Source organism: Kocuria sp. CPCC 204721, assembly GCF_040980945.1.
Classification (GTDB): Bacteria; Actinomycetota; Actinomycetes; order Actinomycetales; family Micrococcaceae; genus Kocuria; species Kocuria marina.
The window spans coordinates 196,785-220,194 of record NZ_JAVKPO010000003.1 but is presented as its reverse complement, the minus strand read 5'-3'; the positions used below and the strand labels follow the sequence as shown (position 1 = coordinate 220,194).

The following is a 23,410-nucleotide window of genomic DNA, read 5'->3' as shown; positions in this document are numbered from 1 at the left end:
GACAACCGCCGCGCATCGGTGGGCGAGCCTGTGGAATCCGCGGAATCACGCGGAAGTTGTGCACTCGGCACGCACAAGGCAATCCACAATCTTGCACACCGGATCAACACCCCCGAACCGCGAGATTCCTGAGGAACAGGCAGTTATCCACAGAGTCCACAGGGGTTATTAACACTTCTACCCCTTAAGAAAAGATCGACCGAATAACAAAAATCCGGTCCTCCCTGACCGAACGGGTCCCCGGGATCTCTGTAATTACAAGAATCCAGGAACCGCCACGGGCGGTTCCTGTCCGAACCCGACGATCCGGGGGTTCGGATGACGTCCCCGCGGCCGGATACCATGCAGACAAAACACTTCGGTTCCAAACCAAAGAGGGGCACCCCGTGAAGTTCTCGGTCGAGCGCGACGTACTGGCTGAAGCAGTCACCTGGACTGCCCGTTCGCTGTCACCGCGGCCTCCCGTCCCCCTGTTGTCCGGACTACTCATCAAGGCGGAGAACGGTTCGCTGTCCATCGCAAGCTTCGACTACGAGATCTCCGCGCGCCTGACCATCAGCGCGGACGTCCTCGAGGAGGGCACCACCCTGGTCTCCGGCCGTCTGCTCGCGGACATCTGCCGCTCGCTGCCCTCCGCTCCCGTGCAGCTCGAGGCCGACGGCGGCAAGGTCACCCTCACGTGCCGTTCCGCCAAATTCAACCTCGCGGCCATGCCCGTGGACGACTATCCCCAGCTGCCCGGACTGCCGGACCTGTCCGGCGTCGTGGCCGGGGACGAGTTCGCGCACGCCGTGGCACAGGTCAACATCGCGGCGTCCAAGGACGACACTCTGCCGATCCTCACGGGCATCCGCATAGAGATCGAGGGCGAGAAGATGACCCTGCTGGCCACCGACCGTTACCGGCTGGCCATGCGGGAACTGACCTGGCGGCCCTCCGATCCCACGATCTCCACGGCGGCCCTGATCAAGGCCAAGACGCTCAACGACATCGCCAAGACCTTGGGATCCTCCGGGGACGTGAACATCGCGCTCGCTCAGAACACGGAACTCGTGGGATTCGAATCCGGCGGACGACGCACCACGAGCCTGCTGATCGACGGCGAGTACCCCAAGATCCGCTCGCTGTTCCCGGATCACACACCGATCACCGCCGTGGTGAAGACCTCGGAACTCGTGGAAGCGGTGCGCCGCGTGTCCCTCGTAGCCGAACGCAACACCCCCGTGCGGCTCGCGTTCAGCGAGTCCCGGGTCGCGCTCGACGCGGGAACCGGGGAGGACGCCCAGGCGTCCGAAATTCTGGACGCCCAGCTCAACGGGGACGACATCACCGTGGCCTTCAACCCCACCTACCTCTCCGAGGGACTGCACGCGTTCGACTCCGACTACGTCCGGTTCTCGTTCACGGCCCCTCCGAAGCCGGCCGTGCTCTCGGCCCAGAGCAAGCCCGACGGCGAGGACAGCGTGGACTACAAGTACCTGCTCATGCCGGTGCGTCTGCCCAACCAGTGATCGTGTGTTCATAGACCACCTGTCGCTCGCCAACTTCCGGACCTACCCCGGTCTGGACCTCCCACTTGCCCCGGGTCTCACGGTGTTCGTGGGACCCAACGGTGTGGGCAAGACCAACATCGTGGAGGCGATCGACTGGGCCGCGACCCTGGGCTCCCACCGCGTGTCGGGCAACGGACCGCTCATCACCACGGGATCGGACCAGGCGATCATCCGGGTACGCGTCAACCGCGGGGGACAGCGCACGGTCCTCGAGTACGAACTCAACGCCGCGCGGGCCAATCGCGTGCGGATCAACCGGGCGGCCCCGGTCCGCGCCCGTGAGGCCCTGGGGACCCTGCACACCGTGTTGTTCTCCCCGGAGGACCTGACCCTGGTCAAGGGGGATCCATCCCACCGGCGGCGGTTTCTGGACGATCTCGCCACGGCCATGCGGCCGGTGCTCGGTGCCGCGCGCTCGGACTACGACCGGGCGCTGAAGCAGCGCAACGCCCTGCTGAAATCGGCGCGGCGCTCCCGGGGGTTCTCGGACTCGGATCGTGCGACGCTCGCGGTGTGGAACGACCAGCTCGCGCGCGCCGGCGCGGCCGTGATGGGTGCGCGGTTGCAGTTGCTCAAGGCTTTGGAGCCCGAGGTGGACCGGGCATACCAACAGCTCACGGACGGACCCAAGCACGTGTCCCTGGGCTACGAGAGCTCGTCCGTGGCACCCGGTGCCGATCAGGAAGCGCTCGAACACTTCTCGGTCACGGACCTCTACGAGCTCATGATGAATGCCTTCGAGCGCATGGCACGTCATGAGCGGGATCGCGGGATCACCCTGGTGGGACCGCATCGGGACGACCTCGTGATCCGGCTGGGCGACACCCCCGCCAGGGGCTACGCGTCCCACGGGGAGACCTGGTCCACGGCCCTGGCCCTCCGCCTGGGCTCGTGGTATGTCCACCTCGCCGACGATCCGGCCCGGGGTTCGGCGCCCGTGCTGATCCTGGACGACGTGTTCGCGGAACTGGACGCGCGCCGTCGACGCCGCCTGGCCGAGCTCGTGCGGCAGGCCGAGCAGGTGCTCGTAACCGCCGCGGTGGACGAGGACCTACCCGCGGCGCTGCTCGAGGACTCGCCCACGGTGATCGAGGTAGAGCCGGGGGCGGTATGGAACCGCGCGGCGTCGTCGGCCGAGCCCGAGCCCGAGTCCGGACCCGAGCCCGGGTCCGGCGGGAACCAGAACGCTCCCCAGGCGGAGCAGCCGTGAGCGAGCCCGTGCATCGCGACGTCGTGGACGCGGCGGCCGTGGCCCTGCAACGGGCCCGGAAGGCCGCCCGCGACCGCGGGGACACGCCCCTGTCCAAGGCGGCCGCGGCCAAGAACATGCGCGCCTTCGGCACGGCCATGGAGGAGGGAACGGGCTCCCCGGCATTGCGCGCGCGGGACCGCTACGGCGTGGATCCGCGGCAGCTCGGGGGCTTCTCGGGACCGGGGCGTTCCGCGCGGGACCCCCGAGCGCTGTCCACCGTGGTGGACGCGCTGATGACCCACAGGGGCTGGAAGACGCCCGTGAACGTGAGCAGTGTGCTCGCGGACTGGCCATCCCTCGTGGGGGCGCGCAACGCTGAGCACACGTGGCCCGAGAGTTTCGAGGACACCGTGGTGCGCGTGCGCTGCGACTCCACGGCCTACGCGACCCAGCTGCGGTTGATCCAACCCCAGATCATCAGGAAGTTCTCGGACAAGCTGGGGGAGGGGATCGTCACGCGGCTCGAGATCCACGGTCCCGTGGGGCCGAGCTGGAAACGGGGGCGCTGGTCGGTGCAGGGCAGGGGGCCGCGGGACACCTACGGGTGAGCTGAAATCGTCAAAAACGCGCCAGAAGCGCGCGAGGCGCACCGCACCCCGAAAATGGGTCCACCCAGCGCGGCGGGGCTCCGGGGCGTCTGCGGGCCGTCCAGCGCTTCATGCGGTAGAATGGGAAGCCAAAGATCTTCCCGTCCCGCCAGCCGATGAGCCGCGAGCCGTCTCATCGGCTGTATTCATATGGGTCGGGTGATGATCGCCATCGATTACGCAGGAGGACCGGAGACCCCGTGGCTACAGAGGATCCCCTACAGCACGAGTACGGCGCGAGCGACATCACCGTTCTGGAAGGCCTCGAGGCGGTCAGGAAGCGCCCGGGGATGTACATCGGTTCCACTGGCCCCCGCGGCCTGCACCACCTGGTCTACGAGGTGGTCGACAACTCCGTGGACGAGGCGCTCGCGGGGTACTGCGACCACATCGAGGTGACCCTCCAGTCGGACGGCGGCGTGCGCGTGAGCGACAACGGCCGCGGCATCCCGGTGGACATGCACCCCACGGAGGGCAAGCCCACCGTGGAGGTCGTGATGACCATCCTGCACGCCGGCGGCAAGTTCGGCGGCGGTGGCTACGCCGTGTCCGGCGGTCTGCACGGCGTGGGCATCTCGGTGGTCAACGCCCTGTCCCGGCGTGTGGACACCGAGGTCCGCCGGCAGGGCTACGTCTGGCGGATGAGCTTCGCGAACGGCGGCCACCCCCAGGGTGAGCTCGAACGCGGCGAGCAGACGGACGAGACCGGGACCACCCAGGTCTTCTACCCGGACCCCGAGATCTTCGAGACCGTGGATTTCGATTTCGAGACCCTGCGGGCGCGGTTCCAGCAGATGGCGTTCCTCAACAAGGGTCTGCGGATCACGCTCACGGACGAGCGTGTCACGGACGAGACCGGCGAGGAGATCGCGGGGGAGTCCCCCGTGGACGCCTCCGGTCCGGTCGAGGGACAGGACGGAGGGACGGTCGGCGCGGACGACGCCGCTGTCCACGCCCACGCGGGCGCCCGCCGGGTGGTCTACTGCTACGAGCACGGGCTGCTGGACTACGTCACGTTCCTGAATTCGGCCAAGAAGGTCGATCTGATCCACGACGACGTCATCTCGCTCGAGGTGGACGACCCGGACAAGAAGATGTCCCTGGAGCTGGCCATGCAGTGGACCACGGCGTTCAACGAGTCCGTGCACACGTACGCCAACACCATCAACACCCACGAGGGCGGCACCCACGAGGAGGGCTTCCGCACCGCGCTGACCACGCTCATCAACCGCTACGCGCGGGAGAACAGGCTGCTGCGCGACAAGGACGACAACCTCACGGGCGAGGACGTGCGCGAGGGGCTCACCGCGGTGATCTCGATCAAGCTCGCGGAACCCCAGTTCGAGGGGCAGACCAAGACCAAGCTGGGCAACTCGGAGGCCAAGACCTTCGTTCAGCGCGAGATGTTCGACTTGTTCGGGGCGTGGTTGGAGCGCAACCCCAACCCCGCCAAGGACATCATCCGCAAGGCGATCTACGCGTCCCAGGCGCGGTTGGCCGCGCGCAAGGCACGCGAGACCACACGACGCAAGGGCCTGCTGGAGTCCGGGGGCATGCCGGGCAAACTCAAGGACTGCTCGTCCAAGGACCCCACGGTCTCCGAGATCTACATCGTGGAGGGTGACTCCGCGGGTGGTTCCGCCGTGCAGGGCCGCGATCCCGCGCACCAGGCGATCCTGCCGCTGCGCGGGAAGATCCTCAACGTGGAGCGGGCCCGGTTGGACCGGGCGCTGTCCAACGCGGAAGTGCAGTCCATGATCACAGCCTTCGGCGCGGGGATCGGTGACGACTTCGACATCGAGAAGGCCCGCTACCACAAGATCGTGCTCATGGCGGACGCGGACGTGGACGGTCAGCACATCACCACCCTGTTGCTCACGCTGCTGTTCCGGTTCATGCGTCCGCTCATCGAGCACGGGTACGTGTACCTCGCGCAGCCGCCGCTGTATCGCATCAAGTGGTCCAACGCGCCGCACGACTACGTGTTCTCGGACGCCGAGCGCGATGCCGCCCTGGCCAAGGGGCTGGCGGAGAACCGCCGGCTGCCCAAGGACAACGGCATCCAGCGTTACAAGGGTCTGGGCGAGATGGACTACACCGAGCTGTGGGAGACCACCATGGACCCGGAGCACCGCACGCTGCTGCAGGTCACCATGGACGACGCCGCCGCGGCGGACCAGGTGTTCTCGGTCCTCATGGGCGAGGACGTGGAGTCCCGCCGCGAGTTCATCCAGCAGAACGCGAAAGACATCCGCTTCCTGGACATCTGAGCATGTGACGCCCGGAATATTCCGGCGCGAGTATGAACGATGATCCCGGGGACGAGAGAAGGAAACAGCAACCCATGAGTGACGAGACGCAGGACGGCAACGGCCCCGTGGACCCGCAGGACGCACCCGAGGCCGGCGACGGCGTCGTGACCGACGAGGTGGCGATCACGGGCGACCGCGTGGAGCAGATCGATCTCCAGACGGAGATGCAGCGCTCCTACCTGGACTACGCCATGGCGGTGATTGTGGGGCGCGCGCTGCCGGACGTGCGGGACGGTCTCAAGCCCGTGCACCGGCGGGTGCTCTACACGATGTACGACGGCGGTTACCGCCCCGATCGGTCGTTCAACAAGTGCGCGCGCGTGGTGGGCGACGTGATGGGCAACTACCACCCGCACGGTGACTCCGCGATCTACGACGCCCTGGTGCGACTGATCCAGGACTGGATCATGCGCTACCCACTGGCGCTGGGGCAGGGCAACTTCGGTTCCCCCGGTAACGACGGCGCCGCGGCCCCCCGGTACACCGAGACCAAGATGGCGCCTCTGGCCATGGAGATGGTCCAGGACATCCACGAGGACACCGTGGACTTCCAGGACAACTACGACGGCAAGCAGCAGGAACCCGTGGTGCTGCCCGCGCGGTTCCCCAACCTGCTGGTCAACGGCTCCTCCGGCATCGCGGTGGGCATGGCCACCAACATCCCCCCGCACAACCTGCGCGAGGTCGCGGACGGCGTGCAGTGGTACCTCAAGAACCCGCACGTGGACCGCGAGACCCTGCTCGAGGAACTCATCAAGCGGATCAAGGGTCCGGACTTCCCCTCCGGGGCGCAGATCCTCGGCCACAAGGGCATCGAACAGGCCTACCGCACCGGTCGTGGTTCCATCACGCAGCGCGCGGTGGTCAGTGTGGAGGAAATCCACAACCGCACGTGCCTCGTGGTCACGGAGCTGCCGTACCAGGTCAACCCGGACAACCTGGCCATCAAGATCGCGGACCTCGTCAAGGAAGGGCGGGTCCAGGGCATCGCCGACATGCGCGACGAGACCTCGGGGCGCACGGGTCAGCGGTTGGTGATCGTGCTCAAGCGGGACGCCGTACCCAAGGTCGTGCTCAACAACCTCTACAAGCACACGCAGTTGCAGGAGAACTTCTCCGCGAACATGCTCGCGCTCGTGGACGGGGTGCCCCGGACGCTGTCCCTGGACGCGTTCGTGCACCACTGGGTCACCCACCAGATGGAAGTCATCGTCCGGCGCACCACGTACCGCCTCAAGCAGGCGCAGGAGGAAGCGCACATCCTGATCGGCCTGCTCAAGGCCCTGGACGCCCTGGACGAGGTCATTGCCCTGATCCGGCGCTCGCCCACCGTGGAGCAGGCACGCACCGGGCTCATGGAGCTGCTCGAGATCGACGAGGCCCAGGCCCAGGCGATCCTCAACATGCAGTTGCGCCGCCTGGCCGCGCTCGAACGGCAGAAGATCCAGGACCGGCACGCCGAGCTGCAGCGGTTGATCGCCGAGTACGAGTCGATCATCGCGTCCGAGGAGCGTCAGCGCGAAATCATCTCGGAGGAACTGCAAGGCATCGTGGACCACTACGGTGACGACCGCCGCACCGAGGTGCTCTACGGCTTCGACGGGGACGTCTCCATGGAGGACCTCATCCCGCAGGAGCAGGTGGTCGTGACCATCACGCGCGACGGCTATGTCAAGCGAACCCGCGCGGACGAGTACCGCGCCCAGCACCGAGGTGGCCGCGGCATCAAGGGCGCGCAGTTGCGCGGCGACGACGTCGTGGAGCACTTCTTCGTGACGAGCACCCACAACTGGATCCTGTTCTTCACGACCCTCGGGCGCGTCTACCGCGTCAAGGCCTACGAGTTCGTGGAGGCCGGCCGGGACGCAAAGGGCCAGCACGTGGCCAACCTCATGGAGTTCCAGCCCGAGGAACGCATCGCCCAGGTCATGGAGCTGCACTCCTACCAGGACGCCCCGTACCTCGTGCTCGCGACCCGCAACGGGTTGATCAAGAAGTCGCGGCTCACGGACTACGACACCAATCGTTCCGCGGGCGTGATCGCGATCAACCTGCGCGAGAACGACGAGTTGGTCTCGGCCATGCTCGTGAACACCGACGACGACGTCATGCTGATCTCGCGCCTGGGCCAGTCCCTGCGGTTCACCGCTGACGACGACGCCCTGCGCCCCATGGGTCGCGCGACCTCCGGTGTCACGGGCATGAAGTTCCGCCCCGGGGACGAGTTGCTCTCCGCCAACGTGGTCAGCGACGACTCCTACGTGTTCGTGGTGACCGAGGGCGGCTACGCCAAGCGCACGAGCGTCCAGGAGTACCGCGTGCAGGGCCGCGGTGGCCTGGGCATCAAGGTTGCCAAACTCGCCGAGGTCCGCGGTGGCCAGGTGGGCGGGCTGATCGTGGGCGAGAACGACGAGGTGCTCGTGGTCATGGAGAGCGGCAAGGTCGTGCGCTCCAACGTGAGCGAGGTCCCCGCCCGCGGCCGTGACACGATGGGTGTGATCTTCGCCAAGCCGGGTCCCAACGACGCTATCGTGGGGGTCGCCCGCAACGCCGAGCGGGAGATCGAGAAGGAGGTCGCGGAGGAGGATGCCGCCGAGGCCACCGGGCCGAGCGACGTCGCCCCCGGCTCTACGATGGACTCCCCCGAAGCCACGACCGCGGACGTCCCCGCGGGCCAGGACGGTGCCGACGCCGCTGCGCCGGTCGGTGACGACGATGCAGTAGCGTTGGAGCACAACGACAACGGAGGTGACGCATGAGCGCGAGCTCAGCCTCGAAGGCGGGCCAGCCCGTGAAGACTTCTTCCCCCCAGAAGCCGTCCCCGCAGAGCGCCAAGAGCTCCGGCAAGGGACTCGTGCGACCCGCCCCCCGGGCCAAGGTGCGCCGCGCACGGCTCGTGGTGTCCAAGGTGGACACGTGGTCCGTGCTCAAGCTGGCCTTCCTGCTCTCCGTGGCGCTCGGGATCATCACGGTCGTGGCGTCCCTGGTGCTGTGGATCGTGCTGAGCCTCACCGGGTTGTTCGACGGGATCAACGAACTGCTGTCCATGCTCGGCGGCAGCGCCGGGGGAGCGGACATCAAGCGGTTCCTCTCGCTCGGCAACGTGGCCCTGTTCGCCACGATCATCTCCGTGGTCAACGTCATCCTGCTGACCGTGCTGTCCGTGCTCGGGGCGCTCGTGTACAACATCGCGGCGTCCCTGATCGGGGGCATCGGGGTGACCCTGACCGACGACTGATCCCGCGGTCCGCCCGATTTTGTGCGGCGGATGAAACTCCGGTAAAGTCTTGGCGTGGCCGATCAGAGGACGATTCTGGCGGTGCACGCTGAGGGCGTATAGCTCAGACGGTTAGAGCGCTTCGCTGATAACGAAGAGGTCCCAGGTTCAATTCCTGGTACGCCCACCCATCGAATTCCCGCCAACCGCGAGATGATCTCGTTCGGAGGGTCCCCATGAAGGCACGAATCGCAGCCCTGGCCGCACTGGCCGGCTTGTCCGTGGCAGCCTTCAAGTCCTGGCGCGAGGCGGAAGCCAAACGAGAGGCGTGGAATTCGGCCGTGGACCCCGTGGACTGACCGTCCCGGTACCGCGATCCGCGTTCTGCAGGATCAGCACCACAACTGAACACGGGGCCTTAGCTCAGTTGGTAGAGCGCCGCCTTTGCAAGGCGGATGTCAGGAGTTCGAATCTCCTAGGCTCCACACCCGAGAACCCCCGGGGACCGCAGCGCCGGTCCCCGGGGGTTCCTTCGTGCCGGGCCTGTTCCTGGTCCATGCTCATCCGCTTTCATCCGGTTCGTCCTGGCCCGGTTCCTCCTGTCCCCGGCCTAGCGTGCGCGTCCCCGGTCCCCGGCGGGGACACACCAGCCATACTTCGCCACCGAAGGAGTGTGGCTCACCCCGCGTGAAAGACTGCATGAGCACAACTGTGACCTGATTCATGCCCGAAGTGTGGAGCCCCCCGATGCGCGACAAGACCCCGCTGCAACCCCTTCCGTCCATCGACCCCGATGAGTCGTTGGAGAAGGTCAAACGGTGGCAGCTGATCGGTCCCGGTCTCGTGGTGGCGGCCACGGGCGTGGGTGCCGCGGACATGGTGGCCACGCTGACCGCCGGCTCGCGCTACGGCTACACCCTGTTGTGGGCGGTCATCGCGGGCACGATCATGAAGATTGTGCTCGTGGAGGGCGCCGGTCGGTACTCGCTCGCGAGCGGGCGCACTATTTTCGAGGGTTGGCGCTCCCTGGGCCGGTGGACGTCCTGGTACTTCGGTCCGTACATCCTGATCTGGGGATTCGTGTACGGCGCCACGGCCATGTCCTCCTCCGCCCTGCCGCTCGCCGCGCTGTTCCCCATCCTGCCCCTGTGGGCGTGGGCCATCCTCATGGGCCTGATCGGGTTCGTGATCGTGTGGGCGGGGCGCTACGCGGTGATCGAGAAGATCACCGCGGCCATGGTGGGGATCATGTTCCTGGTCATGGTGGGGCTCGCGATCATCACCCTGCCCAATATCCCTCAGATGCTTACCGGGCTGATCCCCGTGATCCCGCAGGGCGGTGTGGTCTACACGCTCGCGTTGGCCGGCGGCGTGGGCGGCACGATCACCCTCGCGGCTTACGGTTACTGGCTGCGGGAGAAGGGCTGGCACCAACCGCGGTGGATGCGCGTGATGCAGCTCGACAACACCGTGGCCTACACCGTGACCGGTATCTTCGTGCTCGCAATGCTCGTGGTGGGTGCCGAGGTCCTCTACTCCGCCGGCTACGCCATCAGCGCCGGGGACAAGGGCCTGCTGGACCTGGACCGGGTGCTGCGCGACCGCTACGGGGACGTCATCGGCATCGCGTTCCTCGTGGGGTTCTGGGCGGCCTCGTTCTCCTCCGTGGTGGGTGTGTGGTCCGGGGTGTCCCTCATGTTCGCGGACTACTGGGGCAACATCCGCAAGAAGCCCAGCGGCCATCCGGACACCCGCAACGGCGGGAAGTACTTCAAGTTCTACCTGCTGTGGCTCACGTTCCCGCCCATGCTCCTGCTCCTGTTGGACCGGCCCGTGTTCCTCATCCTGCTCTACGGCGTGCTCGGGGCACTGTTCATGCCGTTCCTGGCGGTCACGCTGCTGGGACTGCTCAACACGTCCCGCACGCCCAAGCGCTGGCGCAACGGTGTGTTCACCAACGCGGTCCTGGTGGTCTGCGCCGTGCTGTTCATCATCCTGGGCGTCTACCAGATGTGGGACACGGTCTCCAACATCTTCTCCTGAGTCCCACCGCACGGGCCGCGGGTCTCCCGGCGCGGCCCGTGCGTTCGCAGCGAACGACTCATGCGTTCCTTCCATGTAGCCCGTGCGCTCGCCACGCACGGGTTCGTGTGTTCATTCCGGTACGACGACGGCGCCGCACCCCCGAAGGGATGCGGCGCCGTCGTCGTCGTGCGGGTCACGCGCGGTCGACGCGCGAGAACCGGCTCAGTGCTTGGGATCGCCCGGGTTGTGCTTGGAGCGGTTGTCCGGGGTGCCCATGTCGTCCGTCTTGGAGCCCTTGATCTGCTCCTTGACCTCGTTCACGGTCTGCTTGGCGTCCTCGGCCACGGACTTCACGCTGTCCGAGGCGCGGTGGGCGGCCTGGGACGCGGTGCCCGCCTTCTGGGCGGAGGAGGTGGGGTCCTTGACGTCGTCCACCTTCACACCGGTGCCGGCGGCGACCGTGGAGTTCGTGTTGACCGGGGAAGCCGATACACGCGGGGAGGCCGTGACGGGGGTCTTCCAGGGGTCCTGCACCGGGCGGGACGCGCGCCACGCGGCCACACCGGCCACGCCACCGGCGGCGAGGAGACCGAGGAGCAGCAGACCCTTGTGGCCACCCTGGGCCTTCTTCTGCTGCTTGGCGTATTCCTTGGCCGAGTTCTTCGCGGCCTTCTGGATGCGCTTGACGGTCTTCTTGTCACCAGTCAGCTTGGCCACGAGGGCGTCGAACTGGTCCGAGGTGTCCGCGTGGGCGACCTTGGAGGCCAGCGCGGCCACGGCGCCGGAGTATTTGTCCTGCGCCACGGCACGGCCCTCGGCGGTCTTTTTGGCGGCCTTCGCGGCCATGGGGGCGGCGGCAGCGGCACCGGCGGCCTTGGCCTTCTCGCCGCGGTGCTTGATGTCCTCACCGAGGTTCTGCGCCTTGCCCAGACCGTCCTGGACGTAGGGACCCGTGGCCTCCACACCGCTCGCGAGGGCGGACGCACCCGCCTGCACGCCGTGCTGCAGCTTCTCCCCGAGCTCACCGATCTCGCTGGAGAGCCAGTCCCCAGCGCTGACGACCTTGGACTCGGCGTTCTTCCGGGCGTGCTCGGTCTGCTTCTGGGCCTTGCTCTTGAACAAGCTCATTGTGTGTCCCTCCTACAGTGGTGACCGTAAAAATCTCCACCTTCAGCATACGGTCTGACAACCCCGGGATTCCCGGGGAAAAGCGACACCCCAGCCCTTTTCACTGTGCGCTGAACACCTCGGGAGCGTTCTGTCGGCCCCGAGGACGCCGTGCCACAATGTGAATCATGACTTCCGCTATCGCCACGCACAAGGCCACCATCCACACCAACCACGGGGACATCGTGGTGGACCTTTTCGGCAACCACGCGCCCAAGACGGTCAAGAACTTCGTGGGTCTCTCGGACGGCACCCAGGAATGGGCGGACCCCCGCACGGGTGAGAAGCAGAACGGTCCGCTCTACAAGGACGTCGTCTTCCACCGCATCATCAAGGACTTCATGATCCAGGGCGGGGACCCGCTGGGCCAGGGCATCGGTGGCCCGGGCTACAACTTCGACGACGAGATCAGCCCCGAACTGAACTTCAACGCCCCGTACATGCTGGCCATGGCCAACGCCGGTACCCGCAACGGCCGCGGCACCAACGGCTCCCAGTTCTTCATCACCACCGCGCCCACCACGTGGCTGCAGGGCAAGCACACCATCTTCGGTGAGGTCGCGGACGACGAGTCCAAGAAGGTCGTGGACGAGCTCAACAACGTGCGCACCGGCGGCCAGGACCGCCCCGTGGAGGACTGCGTGATCACCTCCATCGACATCGAGAAGCTCTGACCCGCAGCTTTCACGCCCGGCACGAAGCCCACCCGGTCCCCGGGTGGGCTTCGTCCGTATTCGAGCCCCGTCCAGCCGCCCCGCCCACTCCCGGAGGATGACCATGACCCACCACCCCGACGACCCGCCGGACCACGGACGGCCCGCCGGCGCCCCGGACGGTCCCGCCCCGTGGAGCGGCGCGCCCGTTCCCGCCCCGCGGTACGGGCAGTACGTCCACGGTCAGCAGTCCGCCCACCCGGGTGGCGCGCCACGCGGCGGGTACGACGGCGCTGCGCCGCACCGTCGTCGCAGCCCCCAGCGCGTCGGGGGCATGCCCGTGACGTGGACGCTCATCGGGCTCTGCGTGGTCATGTGGGGCCTGCAGTGGCTCACGAGCCTGTTCACGCCCTACAGCCTGACGAGCATCCTGGGATACGCTCCCTCGCTCACGGACACCCAGCCGTGGCGGATGCTCACGAGCGGTTTCGTCCACGCGATGCCCTCACCGCTGCACCTACTGCTCAACATGTACACGCTCTATCTCTCCGGTCGGATGCTCGAGCCGCTGCTGGGGACCTGGCGGATGGCCGTCCTGTTCGTGGTGTCCGTGCTGGGCGGATCCGTGGGAGTGCTGTTGCTCGGTAATCCGTGGGTGCTCGTCATCGGGGCGTCCGGCGGCGTCTTCGGGCTCTTCGGCGCCATGTTCGTGTTCATGCGCCACTTCAAGAACAACATCACGCCCATCGCGGTGTTGATCGCGATCAACCTGGCTTTCGGTTTCCTGGTGGGCGGCATCGCCTGGCAAGCGCATGTGGGCGGGTTGATCGCCGGTGGTCTCGTGGCGCTCGCCATGCTGCCGGGGCTGCGTCGCCGACTCTGACCGGGCCCGGCCGCAAGCAGGGAAAGCTCTCCCGTTCCGCCGGATCCGGGTCGGGGATCGCGCTCTGATCTGGGCGTCCCAATGGCTGTCCACAGGGGTTGTCCACACCTGTTAACAACTTACAGATGTGTAATTCCACAACTGTGAACACCCCTGTGGATACCGCGACAGCGCGCTAGGACTGCCCCGTAGGGGACATGTCGATCGCGATATGCACACGGTTCTCCACACCTGTGGATAACTTTCGTGCACGGGGTGGGGACAGTTCGTGATCGTGACCTCACCCACACGTGCGCGGGCTCGTGAATAAATCGCGCGTGCACCGTGTTGTAGTAATCCTGTGCCCGCCCGGGTGCTGCCCGAATGGTCCGCCCGCGCGGTTCACCCGCTACGAGCGCCTGCGCGGTGCGCTGTCATAGGCCACGGACCGATCGCCACGGCCTCTCCGGCCACTCGCCCGCATCCCTCTGGGGAGCTCCACCTGCGAATCCTCGAAAGGTCGCGCGTCCATGACCCAGTTGACCCCCGCCCGTCGCAGACTCGCGCTGTTCGCCCTGGCTCTGGGCGGTTTCGGCATCGGCTGCACGGAATTCGCGTCTATGGGACTGTTGCCCCAGATCGCCCAGAACCTCCTGCCCGATCTCTACGGTGCGTCCTCCGAGACCGGGATCGCACGCGCCGGGTGGCTCGTGAGCGCGTATGCCATAGGTGTCGTGGTGGGGGCCCCGGTCATCTCCTTCTTCGCCGCGAAGTCCTCCCGCACCACGATGCTGCTCGTGATGGCCGCGGCACTGCTCATGGGCAACCTCGCCTCTGCAATCGTGCCCACGTTCGAGTCCCTCCTGGTGATGCGGTTCCTCGCGGGTATTCCCCATGGCGCATACTTCGGTCTGGCGTCCCTCGTGGCCGCCACCGTGATGGGTCCGGGGAACCAGGCCAAGGGTGTGGCACTTGCTTTATCGGGGCTCACGGTCGCCAACGTCGTAGGTGTCCCCGTGATGACGGCGGTCGGTCAGGCCTACGGCTGGCGCATGGCATACGTCGCGGTGGCCGTGGTCTTCGCGGTCACTGCGATCGGCGTGTGGCTGACCGTCCCGCACCAGGACCGGGTGGTCGGAGCGAACCGGCGCCGTGAACTGCGGGCGTTCCGGCTGCCGCAGGTGTGGATCGTCATGGGGATCGCGGGGATCGGTTTCGGCGGGTTCTTCGCGATCTACAGCTACCTGACCCAGATGAGCCGTGAGCTGGCGGGGCTGTCCGGCGCCGGCATCCCGTGGTTGCTCGCGGTCGTGGGAATCGGCATGACCCTGGGCAACATCCTGGGCGGGATCAGCGCGGACCGCAGTGCCCGGCGCACCATGGCCGTGGGTTTCCCGGCCCTCACCGCGGCACTGTTGCTCGTGGGGGCGCTCGCGGGATCCCCCGTGGGGATCTTCGTGGCCGGGTTCCTCATGGCACTGGCCAACTCGTTCATCATGCCCAGCATCCAGAGCTGGCTCATTACGGCGGCGGGGCCCGCCCAGCTCATGGGCGCATCGCTCAACCACGCGGCGTTCAATGTTGCCAACTCGATCGGGGCCCTACTGGGCGGTGCGGTGATCTCCGCCGGTTTCGGCTACCGCTCCCCGGCCCTCGTGGCGGCCGCGCTGGCCGTGATCGGAGGTCTCCTCGCGCTCGCGGGTGTGAAGCGCCAGAAGGCGGACCGGCGGCGTCGGCTCGAGGCCGGCCTCCCGGTGACGGCCTCGCAACAGGCCGTCTGACGCCCCACCCGCGCTCCGCGGACACCTGGCCCGCGCCTTACTGGACCAGGAAGTGGCCCACCAGCAGGAACTCCCCGGCGTCCAGGAGCATGAGCAGCGCCGCGAGGCCCAGCACCGCGGTGACCAGCCGGTTGACCCACGGGGACACGGCGGCCCATGCCCTGCGCATGACCCGGGAAAACCGCTGCTGTTTCCCCAGGATCGTCAGTAGCATCAGAAGTGTCAGGGGGAACTGACTGATGAGGGACCACGCGATCCATCCGGCCACCCCGTGGGACGGGGGTTGTGAGGCGGCGGTGGCCACGTGCACGTCGAACGGGAGATCGAAGATCACGATGCCCACGAAGACCACCGCGGTCACGTACAGGGCCCACGGACTCGTGGCGGGCTTCTCCTCGGGGGTGTCGCGGCCCCGGGAGCGCCGCGCCGCCACCACCCGCCACACGGCGTAGCCACCGATGGCCAGGGCGAGGACCAGTTCGATCCCCGCCGAGATGCTGCCGTGGCGGAGGAGTTCCCCCCAGTTCACGCGCTGCAGACCGGGGCCCACGAGCAGGGTCAGGGCCATGCCCCACGCGGCGGTGCCGCCCAGCAACACCCCGGCGGAGCCCATGATGTGCCGTTTCCGGATCCCCGCGCCCAAAGCTGCCGCGAAGATGAGCAGGGGCGCGGGGTCGAAACCACCCAGGGCCGTGAGCAGGACGCTGAGCGCGTATTCCTGGGTGTTCATCTACGCCGTGCCGGTCAGGAGCTCACGGGCGCGAAGGCCGGGGACGTGCGGCCGAGCCATTCGAGGGACGGATCCAGCTGGGCCTCCCACAGCGCCACGCGGTGGCCGCCGCTCTGTGAGAGGTTGGACACCAGGGTCGTGGGCGGGGACACCGACGCCGCGAACTTGCGCACCGCGTCGACCGAGATGGTGTCCTCACCGCCGGAGAAGAACCAGATCTTCACGTCCGGTTTGTCCCGGGCCACGACCGAGGCCAGGTCGTAGGAGCGAGGATCCGTGGTCTTCCACTGCTGGCCCTTGCTGTACGTGGGGGCGAAGTACCCGGCCAGGTTCACGCTGCTGGCCCAGACGTCCGGGTGACGCACGGCGAACATGGACGAGCACCAACCACCGGCGCTGTAGCCCAACGTGCTCCAGGCTTCCCGGTCCGTGGACACCCGTAGATTGCCGCGGATCCACGAGACCACGTCCTTGCTCACATAGCTCTCCCACTGACCGTTGTTGCTGTCCACGCATTCGGTGTCGTTGTTACCGGGATAAACGTTCGGGATCACCACGATGGCTTCCCGCATGGCGCCGCTGTTGACCCGCGAACGAATGTGCTGGGCGATGTCCATGGCCTTGGTATAGGTCTTCACGTCCCCGGGGAAACCGGTGAAAGCGGTGATCACCGGATACGCCCGCTGCGGTTGTGTCATGTAGGACGGCGGTAACCAGACGGTGGCTTCCTGCGTGATGCCGGATTGCGGTCCGTGAATCTTCAGATTCACCCACTGCCCTGACGTGTTGTTGGGATCCATCTGGGACCCGAAGAACGCGTTCTGCGTGGGGTTCGTCTGCATGGCGTTGAACGCCCGATGCGGCAGGTCCTTGATGGGCTTGGCCGCCGCGGCGGTGGCACCCACATCCGTGACGGCCACCTGGCCGCCACCGTCGGAGAGTAGGTCCCCCCAACTGGAATACCACTGGTTGTCCATGTTCATCTTGAGGAAGATCCCCACCAGCACCAACAGGGACACGAGCGCCACGCCCACGAATTGCATCGCGTACTTGAGGATTCCCGGCCGGCGTTGCCGCGGCAGCACCACGACGGTGAATGCCAGCGCCAGGAAGGCCAAGGTCACGGTGATGATGAACAGGGGCCACCCGTTCAGCTCGAAGAACGCCATTGCGAATTGCTCGTTTCCAGAGATTCCCCACGTATCTTGTGTGCAGTACGAAGCCCGGCGGAATAAGACATAACCAATGGGTAGCCGCACGGAAAAACAGCATAGGTACATCGGCGCCGCGCGCTACACTCGCCGGGCCCGTAAGGGGAAGTTGATGGTTGACGCCCAGCTCGCGCACGGTTGCCGTGTGCCCGAGCTCAGCACCACCACGCCGGCGCAACGGCGGTGGGCGAGGATCCTCACGTGGGTCTTCGCCGTGGCCACCCTCGTGGGGGTGGTCCTGCTCCTGCTGCACTGGGTGGTGCGCATCAATCCGCTGCCCACCCTGCTCTTCGGGACCCTCAACATCCCCGTGGCGCCCTCGCTCGTGTCCGTGGTGGTGCTCGGGTTGCTCACCGGTGCGCTCGTGCGCCGCAAGCGCATTGCGCTGGTCACGGTCGCGATCACCCAGATCGTGGGTGTGCTGTGGTCCGTGTTCCAGGAGGTCCTGCGGGCAATGGGCCCCGAGGTCCCCAATCACGGGCCCATCCCCTCCGTGGTGTTCGTGACCCTGGACGTCGTGGCCATCGTGGTGGGCATCGCCGCGCTGTGCCTGCTGTGGTGGTTGCGCCCGGCGTTCCCCGCGCGCACGGCCCCGCGCGGTGCGATGGCCGCCCTGGGGACCCTCGTGGGCGGTGTGGTCCTGACGATCATGGCCACCCACGCGGTGCTACTGGTCACGACGAACTCGGCGATCGACGACTGGAACGTCCTCGCCCAAGCCCTCGTGCGCAGCCTCGGCTGGGCGGGCCCCCGGCGACACTTCCACGGCACGGTCCCGCCGTGGCTCCCCGAACTGACCTCCGTGTCGCTGGCCCTGACGATCGTGCTCGCGGTGCTGATCTTCCTGCGCTCGTCCTCCCGTGCGGCGTCGTGGCGGCCCGGGGACGAGATCGCGGTGCGCTCGCTGCTCGCGCAGTACGGTGACGAGGACTCCCTGGGGTACTTCGCGACCCGCCGCGACAAGATCTCGGTCTTCTCCGTGGACGGACGCGCATGCGTCACCTTCCGGGTGGTGGGTCAGGTGGCGATCGCCTCCGGTGACCCGGTGGGGGACCCCGCGGCGTGGACTAACGCCGTGGAACGCTGGCTCGCGCGCACGCATCACTACGGCCTACTCCCGGCCGTCACCTCGGCATCCGAACGGGGTGCACGGGTGTATGCCTCTCAGGGAATGAGCGTATTGGTCATGGGGGACGAGGCCGTCCTGCATCCCGACCGCTTCTCCCTGGCCAACTCCTCGATGACCGCGGTGCGCCGGGCGGTGCGGCATGCGCGCCGGGCCGGGCTCACGGTGGAGATCGCCCGGCACGAGGACCTCGACCCGCAGGAGCTCGAGCGCATGGGGCGGCTCGCGGACGAGTGGCGCGGGAACGAACCGGACCGCGGGTTCTCCATGGCGCTCAACCGCTGGGGGGACCCGGCGGACGGTCGCTGCATGCTCGTCGTCGCCCGCGATCGCGACGGCGCGGCGCTGGGCCTGCTCTCGTTCGTCCCGTGGGGTCGGCGCGGACTGTCCCTGGACGTGATGCGGCGCAGCCCCCAGGCGCCGAACGGCACCACGGAACTGATGGTCTCGGAGCTCATGGACTACGGGGCGTCCCACGGGATCCGCGAGGTCTCCTTGAACTTCGCGATGTTCCGCGGGGTCTTCGAGGACTCCGAGAAGCTCGGTGCTGGTGTGATCACCCGCTTCAACTCCTCGGTGCTGGGTTTCATGGACCGGTTTTTCCAGCTCGAGAGCCTGTACCGGGCCAACGCCAAGTACCTGCCCGAGTGGGTACCCCGCTACGCGTGCTTCGACGGCTTCCTGTCCCTGCCCCGCATGGCGGCCGCCACGGCCCAGGTGGAGGGGTTCCTGCCCGCGGTGTTCGTGCGCACGGGGTCACAGCCGCAGCTCGACGCCGAAACACTCGCCGTGGTGCGCGCGATCGACCACGAACCCGCACCCAGGCGCGTCCTGGCCCCCAAGCGCTCGCAGCAGACCCGCCACCGCATGCGGCACGCGCGTGCCCTGGCCCACGCGGGGATCGACCCTTACCCTGTGGGTCTTGCGGAGGCCGAGCCCCTCGCTGCGGTGCTCGCGCGCCGGGGCGACGCCGCGGCGTCGTCGGCCGTGCGCACGAGCGGGCGCGTCCGCAGGTTCCGCGACTTCGGAGGCGTGGGTTTCCTGGACCTGACCGACGGCGGCGCGACCGTGCAGGTGCTCGTGGACCGCGAGCGCGTGGACGCGTCCTGGGCGGCGATCCGGCCCAACCTGGACGTGGGTGATCTCGTGGTGGTGGACGGGCACTGGGGTGTGTCCCGCACCGGCACGGAGTCCGTGCTCGCCGAGCGGGTGACGATGGCCGCGAAGGCGCTGCAGCCCGTCCCGTTCGGCAGTTTCGAGAACCCGGAACAGCGGCTGCGCAAGCGGTCCATGGACCTCCTGGTGCACCCGCGCGGGATGGACCTGTTGCGTCAGCGCTCGCTCGCGGTGGACACCGTGCGCCGCGTGTTGACCGGGCAGGGCTACCGCGAGGTCGAGACACCGGTGCTGAACACGGTGCACGGTGGGGCCTCGGCGCGCCCGTTCCGCACGTACATCAACGCGTACGGGATGGACCTCACGCTGCGGATCGCACCCGAGCTGTACCTCAAGCGACTGCTCGTGGCGGGCAGCGGGCCCATCTTCGAGGTGGCCCGCAACTTTCGCAACGAGGGCGCGGACGCGACCCACAACCCGGAGTTCACCGCGCTCGAGGCGTACCACCCGTTCGCGGATTACACGGTCATGCGCGAGCTGACCGAGACGATGATCAAGACGGTGGCCCAGGCGTTGCACGGTACCCAGGTGCTGCCCCTGTACGACGTGCACAACCCCGACGCCGCGCCCGTGCTGACCGACGTGTCCGGGCCGTGGCCCGTGATCGCCGTGACGGATGCGGTGAGCAAGGCGGTGGGACGGCGGATCTCGATCGAGTCGGACTTCGAGACCCTGCTCGCAGTGGCCGCGCAGCACGACGTGGTGATCGGTCCGGGCATGGGCCCCGGGGCGGTGCTCGAGAGCCTCTATGAGGAGCTCGTGGAACCGCACACCGTGTTCCCCACGTTCTACTGCGACTTCCCGGAGGAGACCTCCCCGCTGACCGCACCCCACCGCTCCGATGGCGGGCTCGTGGAACGCTGGGACCTGGTGGTCAACGGCATGGAACTCGGTACGGCGTACTCCGAGCTGACCGACCCGGTGGTCCAGCGCCACCGGCTCACGGAGCAGTCGCTCAAGGCCGCCGCGGGGGACCTCGAGGCCATGCGGGTGGACAATGATTTCCTGGACGCCCTGGAGGTGGGCATGCCCCCGGCCGGTGGCATGGGGATCGGGCTGGACCGGTTGGTCATGCTCATGACCGCCACGACCATCCGCGACGTCCTGAGTTTCCCGTTCGTGAAGCCGCAGCAGCCGTGATCGCGCCCCGCGCGACCCCGGTTGCGGGCACACCCACGGGACGAACGAGCTACCCCGGGCGAGCGCCGTCGTCCGGGGAGGAACAGGACCGTGGTGCGCGGCACCCGGCCCACGAGGAGAAGAGTGGGTCACCATGACGCTTGAACTGCTGCACACCGCGGGAACGCTGATCCCGCAGCTGCCACCGCTAGGCGATCCCGCCCAACTGCTCGAGCAGCTGGGGCCGTGGGCGCTCGCCGGGACCACCCTGATGGTGTTCGTGGAATCGGGGCTGTTGTTCCCGTTCCTGCCCGGGGACTCCCTGCTGTTCACGGGTGGACTGCTGCACGAGGCGTTGCAGGTCCCGCTGTGGCTCATGATCCTGGTACCGTTCATCGCGGCGGTCGCGGGGGACCAGGTGGGCTACTTCCTGGGTAACCGGTTCGGCCGGCGCTTCTTCTCCGACGACGCCCGGTTCCTGAAGACCTCCTACCTCAACCGCACGGAGGACTTCTTCCTGCGCTACGGCGGCAGGGCGATCGTGCTCGCGCGCTTCGTCCCGATTATCCGCACGTACGTCCCGCTCGTGGCGGGCACGGCGCGCCACCCGTACCGCCGCTTCGTGGGTGGAACGTCCTGGGTGGCTTCCTGTGGGTGACCATCATGGTGGTGGCCGGGTCCCTGCTGGGCGGGATCCCGCTGATCCGTGACCACGTGGACCTGATCGCGATCCTGATCGTGGTGATCTCGGTGATCCCGGTGGCCCTGCAGATCCTCAAGGGGTTCCGGGACCGGGGGCCGCAGGAGAGTGCTACGGGACGATCGTGAACTTGACGTGGCCGTCCCCGCCGCGTTCGACGATCCGCAGCACCTCGCCGGCCTCCTCGAACGGGTATACGGGGCCCAGGCAGTAGTCCACGATCACCTCGCCGTCGTGGATGCGGTGCACGGCCTTGTGGAAGGATACGAGACCGGGCTCGGACCGGGCGGCCACGGAGGCCAGTTCCTCGTCCGGGACCCGGACCGTGTGCGCCCCCAGCTCCCGGGCGATCCGCAAGCGTGATTCCTGCTTGTCCGAGACGATCACCTGCTCGAAGCCCCGGCGCAGCGCGTCCTGGAGGAAGAACAGATCCGCGGAGCCCGCACCCATGATCACGCACGTGCCCGCGTGGCCTCCGGGGTCGGTCACTGCTCGGTCAGGATGGTCCCCTTCTCGAGGACATGGGTTGCGCGCACGATGACTCCTCCACAACGGGGACGGACAGGCTTCCGTCCTCACCGTATGGCACCGGTGTGGTCCCCGTGACAACGTACCGGTAACCTGTGCGGGTGAAACTTCCCCGGGCCCTGCGGCCGTTCTCGTCACGTGCGTACACGGTGCTCGCCGTGGCCATGTGCATGAGCGTCTTCGGCTCCGGGTTGTGGGCCGTGGCCCTCGTGGCGCGGGTCATGGCGCTCGGGGGTTCCGCGGTTCAACTGTCCCTCGTTATGGCCGCCGGCGCGGTGGGCATGGTGTGCTTCGTGCTGCTCGGCGGGGTCACCGCGGACCGCCTGCCCCTGGGACTCATCCTGCGGTGCGTGGAGGTCACCAACCTGGTCACGGCGTTGACCATCGTGATCCTCACCTGGACCGACACCCTCGCGCTGTGGCACCTCGCGCTCGCCGCGTTCGTCTTCGCCGGCACCGTGGGGTTCTTCTACCCCGCCTACTCCGCGGCCCTGCCCAGGATCCTGCCGCCCGATCAGCTGCTCGCGGCCAACGGCGTGGAGGGCACGGCCCGCCCCCTGCTGCAGATCGCGGCCGGGCCCGCGGTGGGCGGGGTCCTCACGGGCCTGGCCCTCCCTGGGGCGTCCGTCCTGGCGATCGCGGTGTGCCACGCGATCGCGCTGTCCTTCATGCTGCGGTTACGGATCCCGGAGCGCGAGGTCACCGGACCGATCCCTGCGGTGGACACTGCCCGGCCCTCCGTCCTTCGCGATCTCGTGGACGGGTTCCGGTACTGCGTGCGCACCCCGTGGTTGCTGTGGACGCTCTTGTGGGCCATGAGCGCGGTGTTCCTGTTCATCGGCCCGCTCGAGGTGCTCGTCCCGTTCCTGGTGGTGGACCGGCTGGGCGGATCGCTCGCGAGTTACGGCGCCATGCTGGGGCTGTACGGCGTGTCCACGGCCGTGGGCTCGAGCATCATGGCATCAGTGCAACTGCCCCGCAAGTACCTCACGACCATGATCTGGCTGTGGGGTTTCGGCACCCTGCCGTTCGGTCTGGTGGGTAGCACCGACTCGTGGTGGGTCATGGCGGCGGCGCTGTGCATCTTCGGGGCCACGGGTGGCGCGGGTCAGGTCATCTGGGGCACGCTCCTGCAACGGCGGGTGCCCGGGCACATGCTGGGGCGGATCTCGTCCCTGGACTTCTTCGTTTCGCTGTCCCTCATGCCCATCTCCATGGCCGTGGCCGGACCCGTCTCGCAGGTGCTGTCACCGGAAGCGATCTTCTGGGGTGTCGCACTGCTGACCCCCACGCTCGGCGTGGTCGCGGTCGTCGTCGGGCGGATGTACCGGGATCAGGCCGCCCACCCCTTGCGGTGATCCTCGCGCGCGTGTCCTGAACGGACGACGACGCCGCGGTGCCCCTCCCTGGG

19 protein-coding genes and 2 tRNA genes are annotated in these 23,410 nt (G+C 67.7%); 17 read left to right on the top strand and 4 right to left on the bottom strand.

Features of this window, described 5'->3' with window-relative positions; all coding sequences use genetic code 11:
• Positions 1–386 precede the first annotated feature (386 nt).
• The 10 genes from dnaN (at position 387) to RF637_RS04970 (ending at position 10,964) form a co-directional block, all read left to right on the top strand.
• On the top strand, positions 387–1,511 hold the full coding sequence (dnaN, locus tag RF637_RS05015) for a DNA polymerase III subunit beta (RefSeq protein WP_368844298.1): 1,125 nt from the start codon (positions 387–389) through the stop codon (positions 1,509–1,511).
• Positions 1,512–1,515: 4 nt separating this feature from the next.
• A complete protein-coding gene (gene recF, locus RF637_RS05010) occupies positions 1,516–2,763 on the top strand; it encodes a DNA replication/repair protein RecF (RefSeq protein ID WP_368844297.1) in 1,248 nt (415 codons plus the stop codon).
• On the top strand, positions 2,760–3,353 hold the full coding sequence (locus tag RF637_RS05005) for a DUF721 domain-containing protein (RefSeq protein ID WP_064845489.1): 594 nt from the start codon (positions 2,760–2,762) through the stop codon (positions 3,351–3,353). The genes recF and RF637_RS05005 overlap by 4 nt, the downstream gene beginning before the upstream one ends.
• 239 nt (positions 3,354–3,592) lie before the next feature.
• Positions 3,593–5,662 carry a DNA topoisomerase (ATP-hydrolyzing) subunit B gene (gene gyrB / locus RF637_RS05000; protein WP_085107213.1) on the top strand — a complete coding sequence of 690 codons (2,070 nt, stop codon included), beginning with the start codon at positions 3,593–3,595 and terminating at the stop codon, positions 5,660–5,662.
• 74 nt (positions 5,663–5,736) lie between these two features.
• Positions 5,737–8,463 carry a DNA gyrase subunit A gene (gyrA, locus tag RF637_RS04995; protein WP_367403080.1) on the top strand — a complete coding sequence of 909 codons (2,727 nt, stop codon included), beginning with the start codon at positions 5,737–5,739 and terminating at the stop codon, positions 8,461–8,463.
• Complete coding sequence (locus tag RF637_RS04990; RefSeq protein ID WP_035962792.1) at positions 8,460–8,942, top strand: DUF3566 domain-containing protein; 483 nt, start codon at positions 8,460–8,462, stop codon at positions 8,940–8,942. The genes gyrA and RF637_RS04990 overlap by 4 nt, the downstream gene beginning before the upstream one ends.
• Before the next feature lie 92 nt (positions 8,943–9,034).
• Positions 9,035–9,108 (top strand) — tRNA-Ile (locus RF637_RS04985).
• A 49-nt stretch (positions 9,109–9,157) separates the two neighbouring features.
• Complete coding sequence (locus RF637_RS04980; RefSeq protein ID WP_255359867.1) at positions 9,158–9,280, top strand: hypothetical protein; 123 nt, start codon at positions 9,158–9,160, stop codon at positions 9,278–9,280.
• A gap of 53 nt (positions 9,281–9,333) precedes the next feature.
• Positions 9,334–9,406, top strand: a tRNA-Ala gene (locus RF637_RS04975).
• A gap of 262 nt (positions 9,407–9,668) precedes the next feature.
• Entirely contained in the window at positions 9,669–10,964 is a 1,296-nt protein-coding gene (locus tag RF637_RS04970; protein WP_368844296.1) for an Nramp family divalent metal transporter, read from the top strand.
• 204 nt (positions 10,965–11,168) lie between these two features.
• On the opposite strand, the gene RF637_RS04965 is transcribed toward RF637_RS04970, so the two are convergent.
• The gene (locus tag RF637_RS04965) at positions 11,169–12,074 is read right to left on the bottom strand and encodes a hypothetical protein (RefSeq protein ID WP_098053827.1); all 906 of its coding nucleotides are present in this window, start codon (positions 12,072–12,074) and stop codon (positions 11,169–11,171) included.
• Positions 12,075–12,241: 167 nt separating this feature from the next.
• On the opposite strand from RF637_RS04965, the gene RF637_RS04960 reads away from it, so the two are divergent.
• The 3 genes from RF637_RS04960 to RF637_RS04950 all read left to right on the top strand — a co-directional run bounded on the left by RF637_RS04960 (position 12,242) and on the right by RF637_RS04950 (position 15,409).
• The gene (locus RF637_RS04960; protein WP_064845494.1) at positions 12,242–12,787 is read left to right on the top strand and encodes a peptidylprolyl isomerase; all 546 of its coding nucleotides are present in this window, start codon (positions 12,242–12,244) and stop codon (positions 12,785–12,787) included.
• A 103-nt stretch (positions 12,788–12,890) separates the two neighbouring features.
• Positions 12,891–13,649, top strand: coding sequence for a rhomboid family intramembrane serine protease (locus RF637_RS04955; protein WP_368844294.1), 759 nt, complete (start codon positions 12,891–12,893; stop codon positions 13,647–13,649).
• A 509-nt stretch (positions 13,650–14,158) separates the two neighbouring features.
• Entirely contained in the window at positions 14,159–15,409 is a 1,251-nt protein-coding gene (locus RF637_RS04950) for an MFS transporter (protein WP_144932786.1), read from the top strand.
• A 37-nt stretch (positions 15,410–15,446) separates the two neighbouring features.
• On the opposite strand, the gene RF637_RS04945 is transcribed toward RF637_RS04950, so the two are convergent.
• Entirely contained in the window at positions 15,447–16,139 is a 693-nt protein-coding gene (locus RF637_RS04945; RefSeq protein ID WP_368844293.1) for a hypothetical protein, read from the bottom strand.
• 14 nt (positions 16,140–16,153) lie between these two features.
• Entirely contained in the window at positions 16,154–17,308 is a 1,155-nt protein-coding gene (locus tag RF637_RS04940) for an alpha/beta hydrolase (RefSeq protein ID WP_368844292.1), read from the bottom strand.
• A 154-nt stretch (positions 17,309–17,462) separates the two neighbouring features.
• Here RF637_RS04940 and lysX point away from each other — a divergent pair, with 154 nt between their 5' ends.
• The 3 genes from lysX to RF637_RS04925 all read left to right on the top strand — a co-directional run bounded on the left by lysX (position 17,463) and on the right by RF637_RS04925 (position 21,599).
• Positions 17,463–20,792 carry a bifunctional lysylphosphatidylglycerol synthetase/lysine--tRNA ligase LysX gene (gene lysX, locus RF637_RS04935; RefSeq protein ID WP_368844291.1) on the top strand — a complete coding sequence of 1,110 codons (3,330 nt, stop codon included), beginning with the start codon at positions 17,463–17,465 and terminating at the stop codon, positions 20,790–20,792.
• A gap of 133 nt (positions 20,793–20,925) precedes the next feature.
• Positions 20,926–21,429 (top strand): DedA family protein, encoded by a 504-nt coding sequence (locus RF637_RS04930; protein WP_368844290.1) that lies wholly within the window; start codon positions 20,926–20,928, stop codon positions 21,427–21,429.
• The gene (locus RF637_RS04925; RefSeq protein WP_240919027.1) at positions 21,426–21,599 is read left to right on the top strand and encodes a hypothetical protein; all 174 of its coding nucleotides are present in this window, start codon (positions 21,426–21,428) and stop codon (positions 21,597–21,599) included. The genes RF637_RS04930 and RF637_RS04925 overlap by 4 nt, the downstream gene beginning before the upstream one ends.
• Here RF637_RS04925 and RF637_RS04920 read toward each other — a convergent pair.
• Entirely contained in the window at positions 21,583–21,960 is a 378-nt protein-coding gene (locus RF637_RS04920) for a hypothetical protein (protein ID WP_368844289.1), read from the bottom strand. The two genes, RF637_RS04925 and RF637_RS04920, sit on opposite strands and share 17 nt — an antisense overlap.
• Positions 21,961–22,100: 140 nt before the next feature.
• Here RF637_RS04920 and RF637_RS04915 point away from each other — a divergent pair, with 140 nt between their 5' ends.
• Positions 22,101–23,357 (top strand): MFS transporter, encoded by a 1,257-nt coding sequence (locus RF637_RS04915; RefSeq protein ID WP_318541915.1) that lies wholly within the window; start codon positions 22,101–22,103, stop codon positions 23,355–23,357.
• The last annotated feature ends 53 nt before the right edge of the window (positions 23,358–23,410 follow it).

Excerpts from the sequence above, each read along its gene's own strand:
- RF637_RS04990 (WP_035962792.1), top strand. The coding sequence starts at position 8,460 with ATGAGCGCGAGCTCAGCCTCGAAGGCGGGCCAGCCCGTGAAGACTTCT.
- RF637_RS04960 (WP_064845494.1), top strand. The coding sequence starts at position 12,242 with ATGACTTCCGCTATCGCCACGCACAAGGCCACCATCCACACCAACCAC.
- RF637_RS04950 (WP_144932786.1), top strand. The coding sequence starts at position 14,159 with ATGACCCAGTTGACCCCCGCCCGTCGCAGACTCGCGCTGTTCGCCCTG.
- lysX (WP_368844291.1), top strand. The coding sequence starts at position 17,463 with ATGGTTGACGCCCAGCTCGCGCACGGTTGCCGTGTGCCCGAGCTCAGC.
- RF637_RS04955 (WP_368844294.1), top strand. The coding sequence starts at position 12,891 with ATGACCCACCACCCCGACGACCCGCCGGACCACGGACGGCCCGCCGGC.
- RF637_RS04965 (WP_098053827.1), bottom strand. The coding sequence starts at position 12,074 with ATGAGCTTGTTCAAGAGCAAGGCCCAGAAGCAGACCGAGCACGCCCGG.
- RF637_RS04945 (WP_368844293.1), bottom strand. The coding sequence starts at position 16,139 with ATGAACACCCAGGAATACGCGCTCAGCGTCCTGCTCACGGCCCTGGGT.
- RF637_RS04970 (WP_368844296.1), top strand. The coding sequence starts at position 9,669 with ATGCGCGACAAGACCCCGCTGCAACCCCTTCCGTCCATCGACCCCGAT.
- gyrA (WP_367403080.1), top strand. The coding sequence starts at position 5,737 with ATGAGTGACGAGACGCAGGACGGCAACGGCCCCGTGGACCCGCAGGAC.
- RF637_RS04940 (WP_368844292.1), bottom strand. The coding sequence starts at position 17,308 with ATGGCGTTCTTCGAGCTGAACGGGTGGCCCCTGTTCATCATCACCGTG.
- RF637_RS04930 (WP_368844290.1), top strand. The coding sequence starts at position 20,926 with ATGACGCTTGAACTGCTGCACACCGCGGGAACGCTGATCCCGCAGCTG.
- RF637_RS04980 (WP_255359867.1), top strand. The coding sequence starts at position 9,158 with ATGAAGGCACGAATCGCAGCCCTGGCCGCACTGGCCGGCTTGTCCGTG.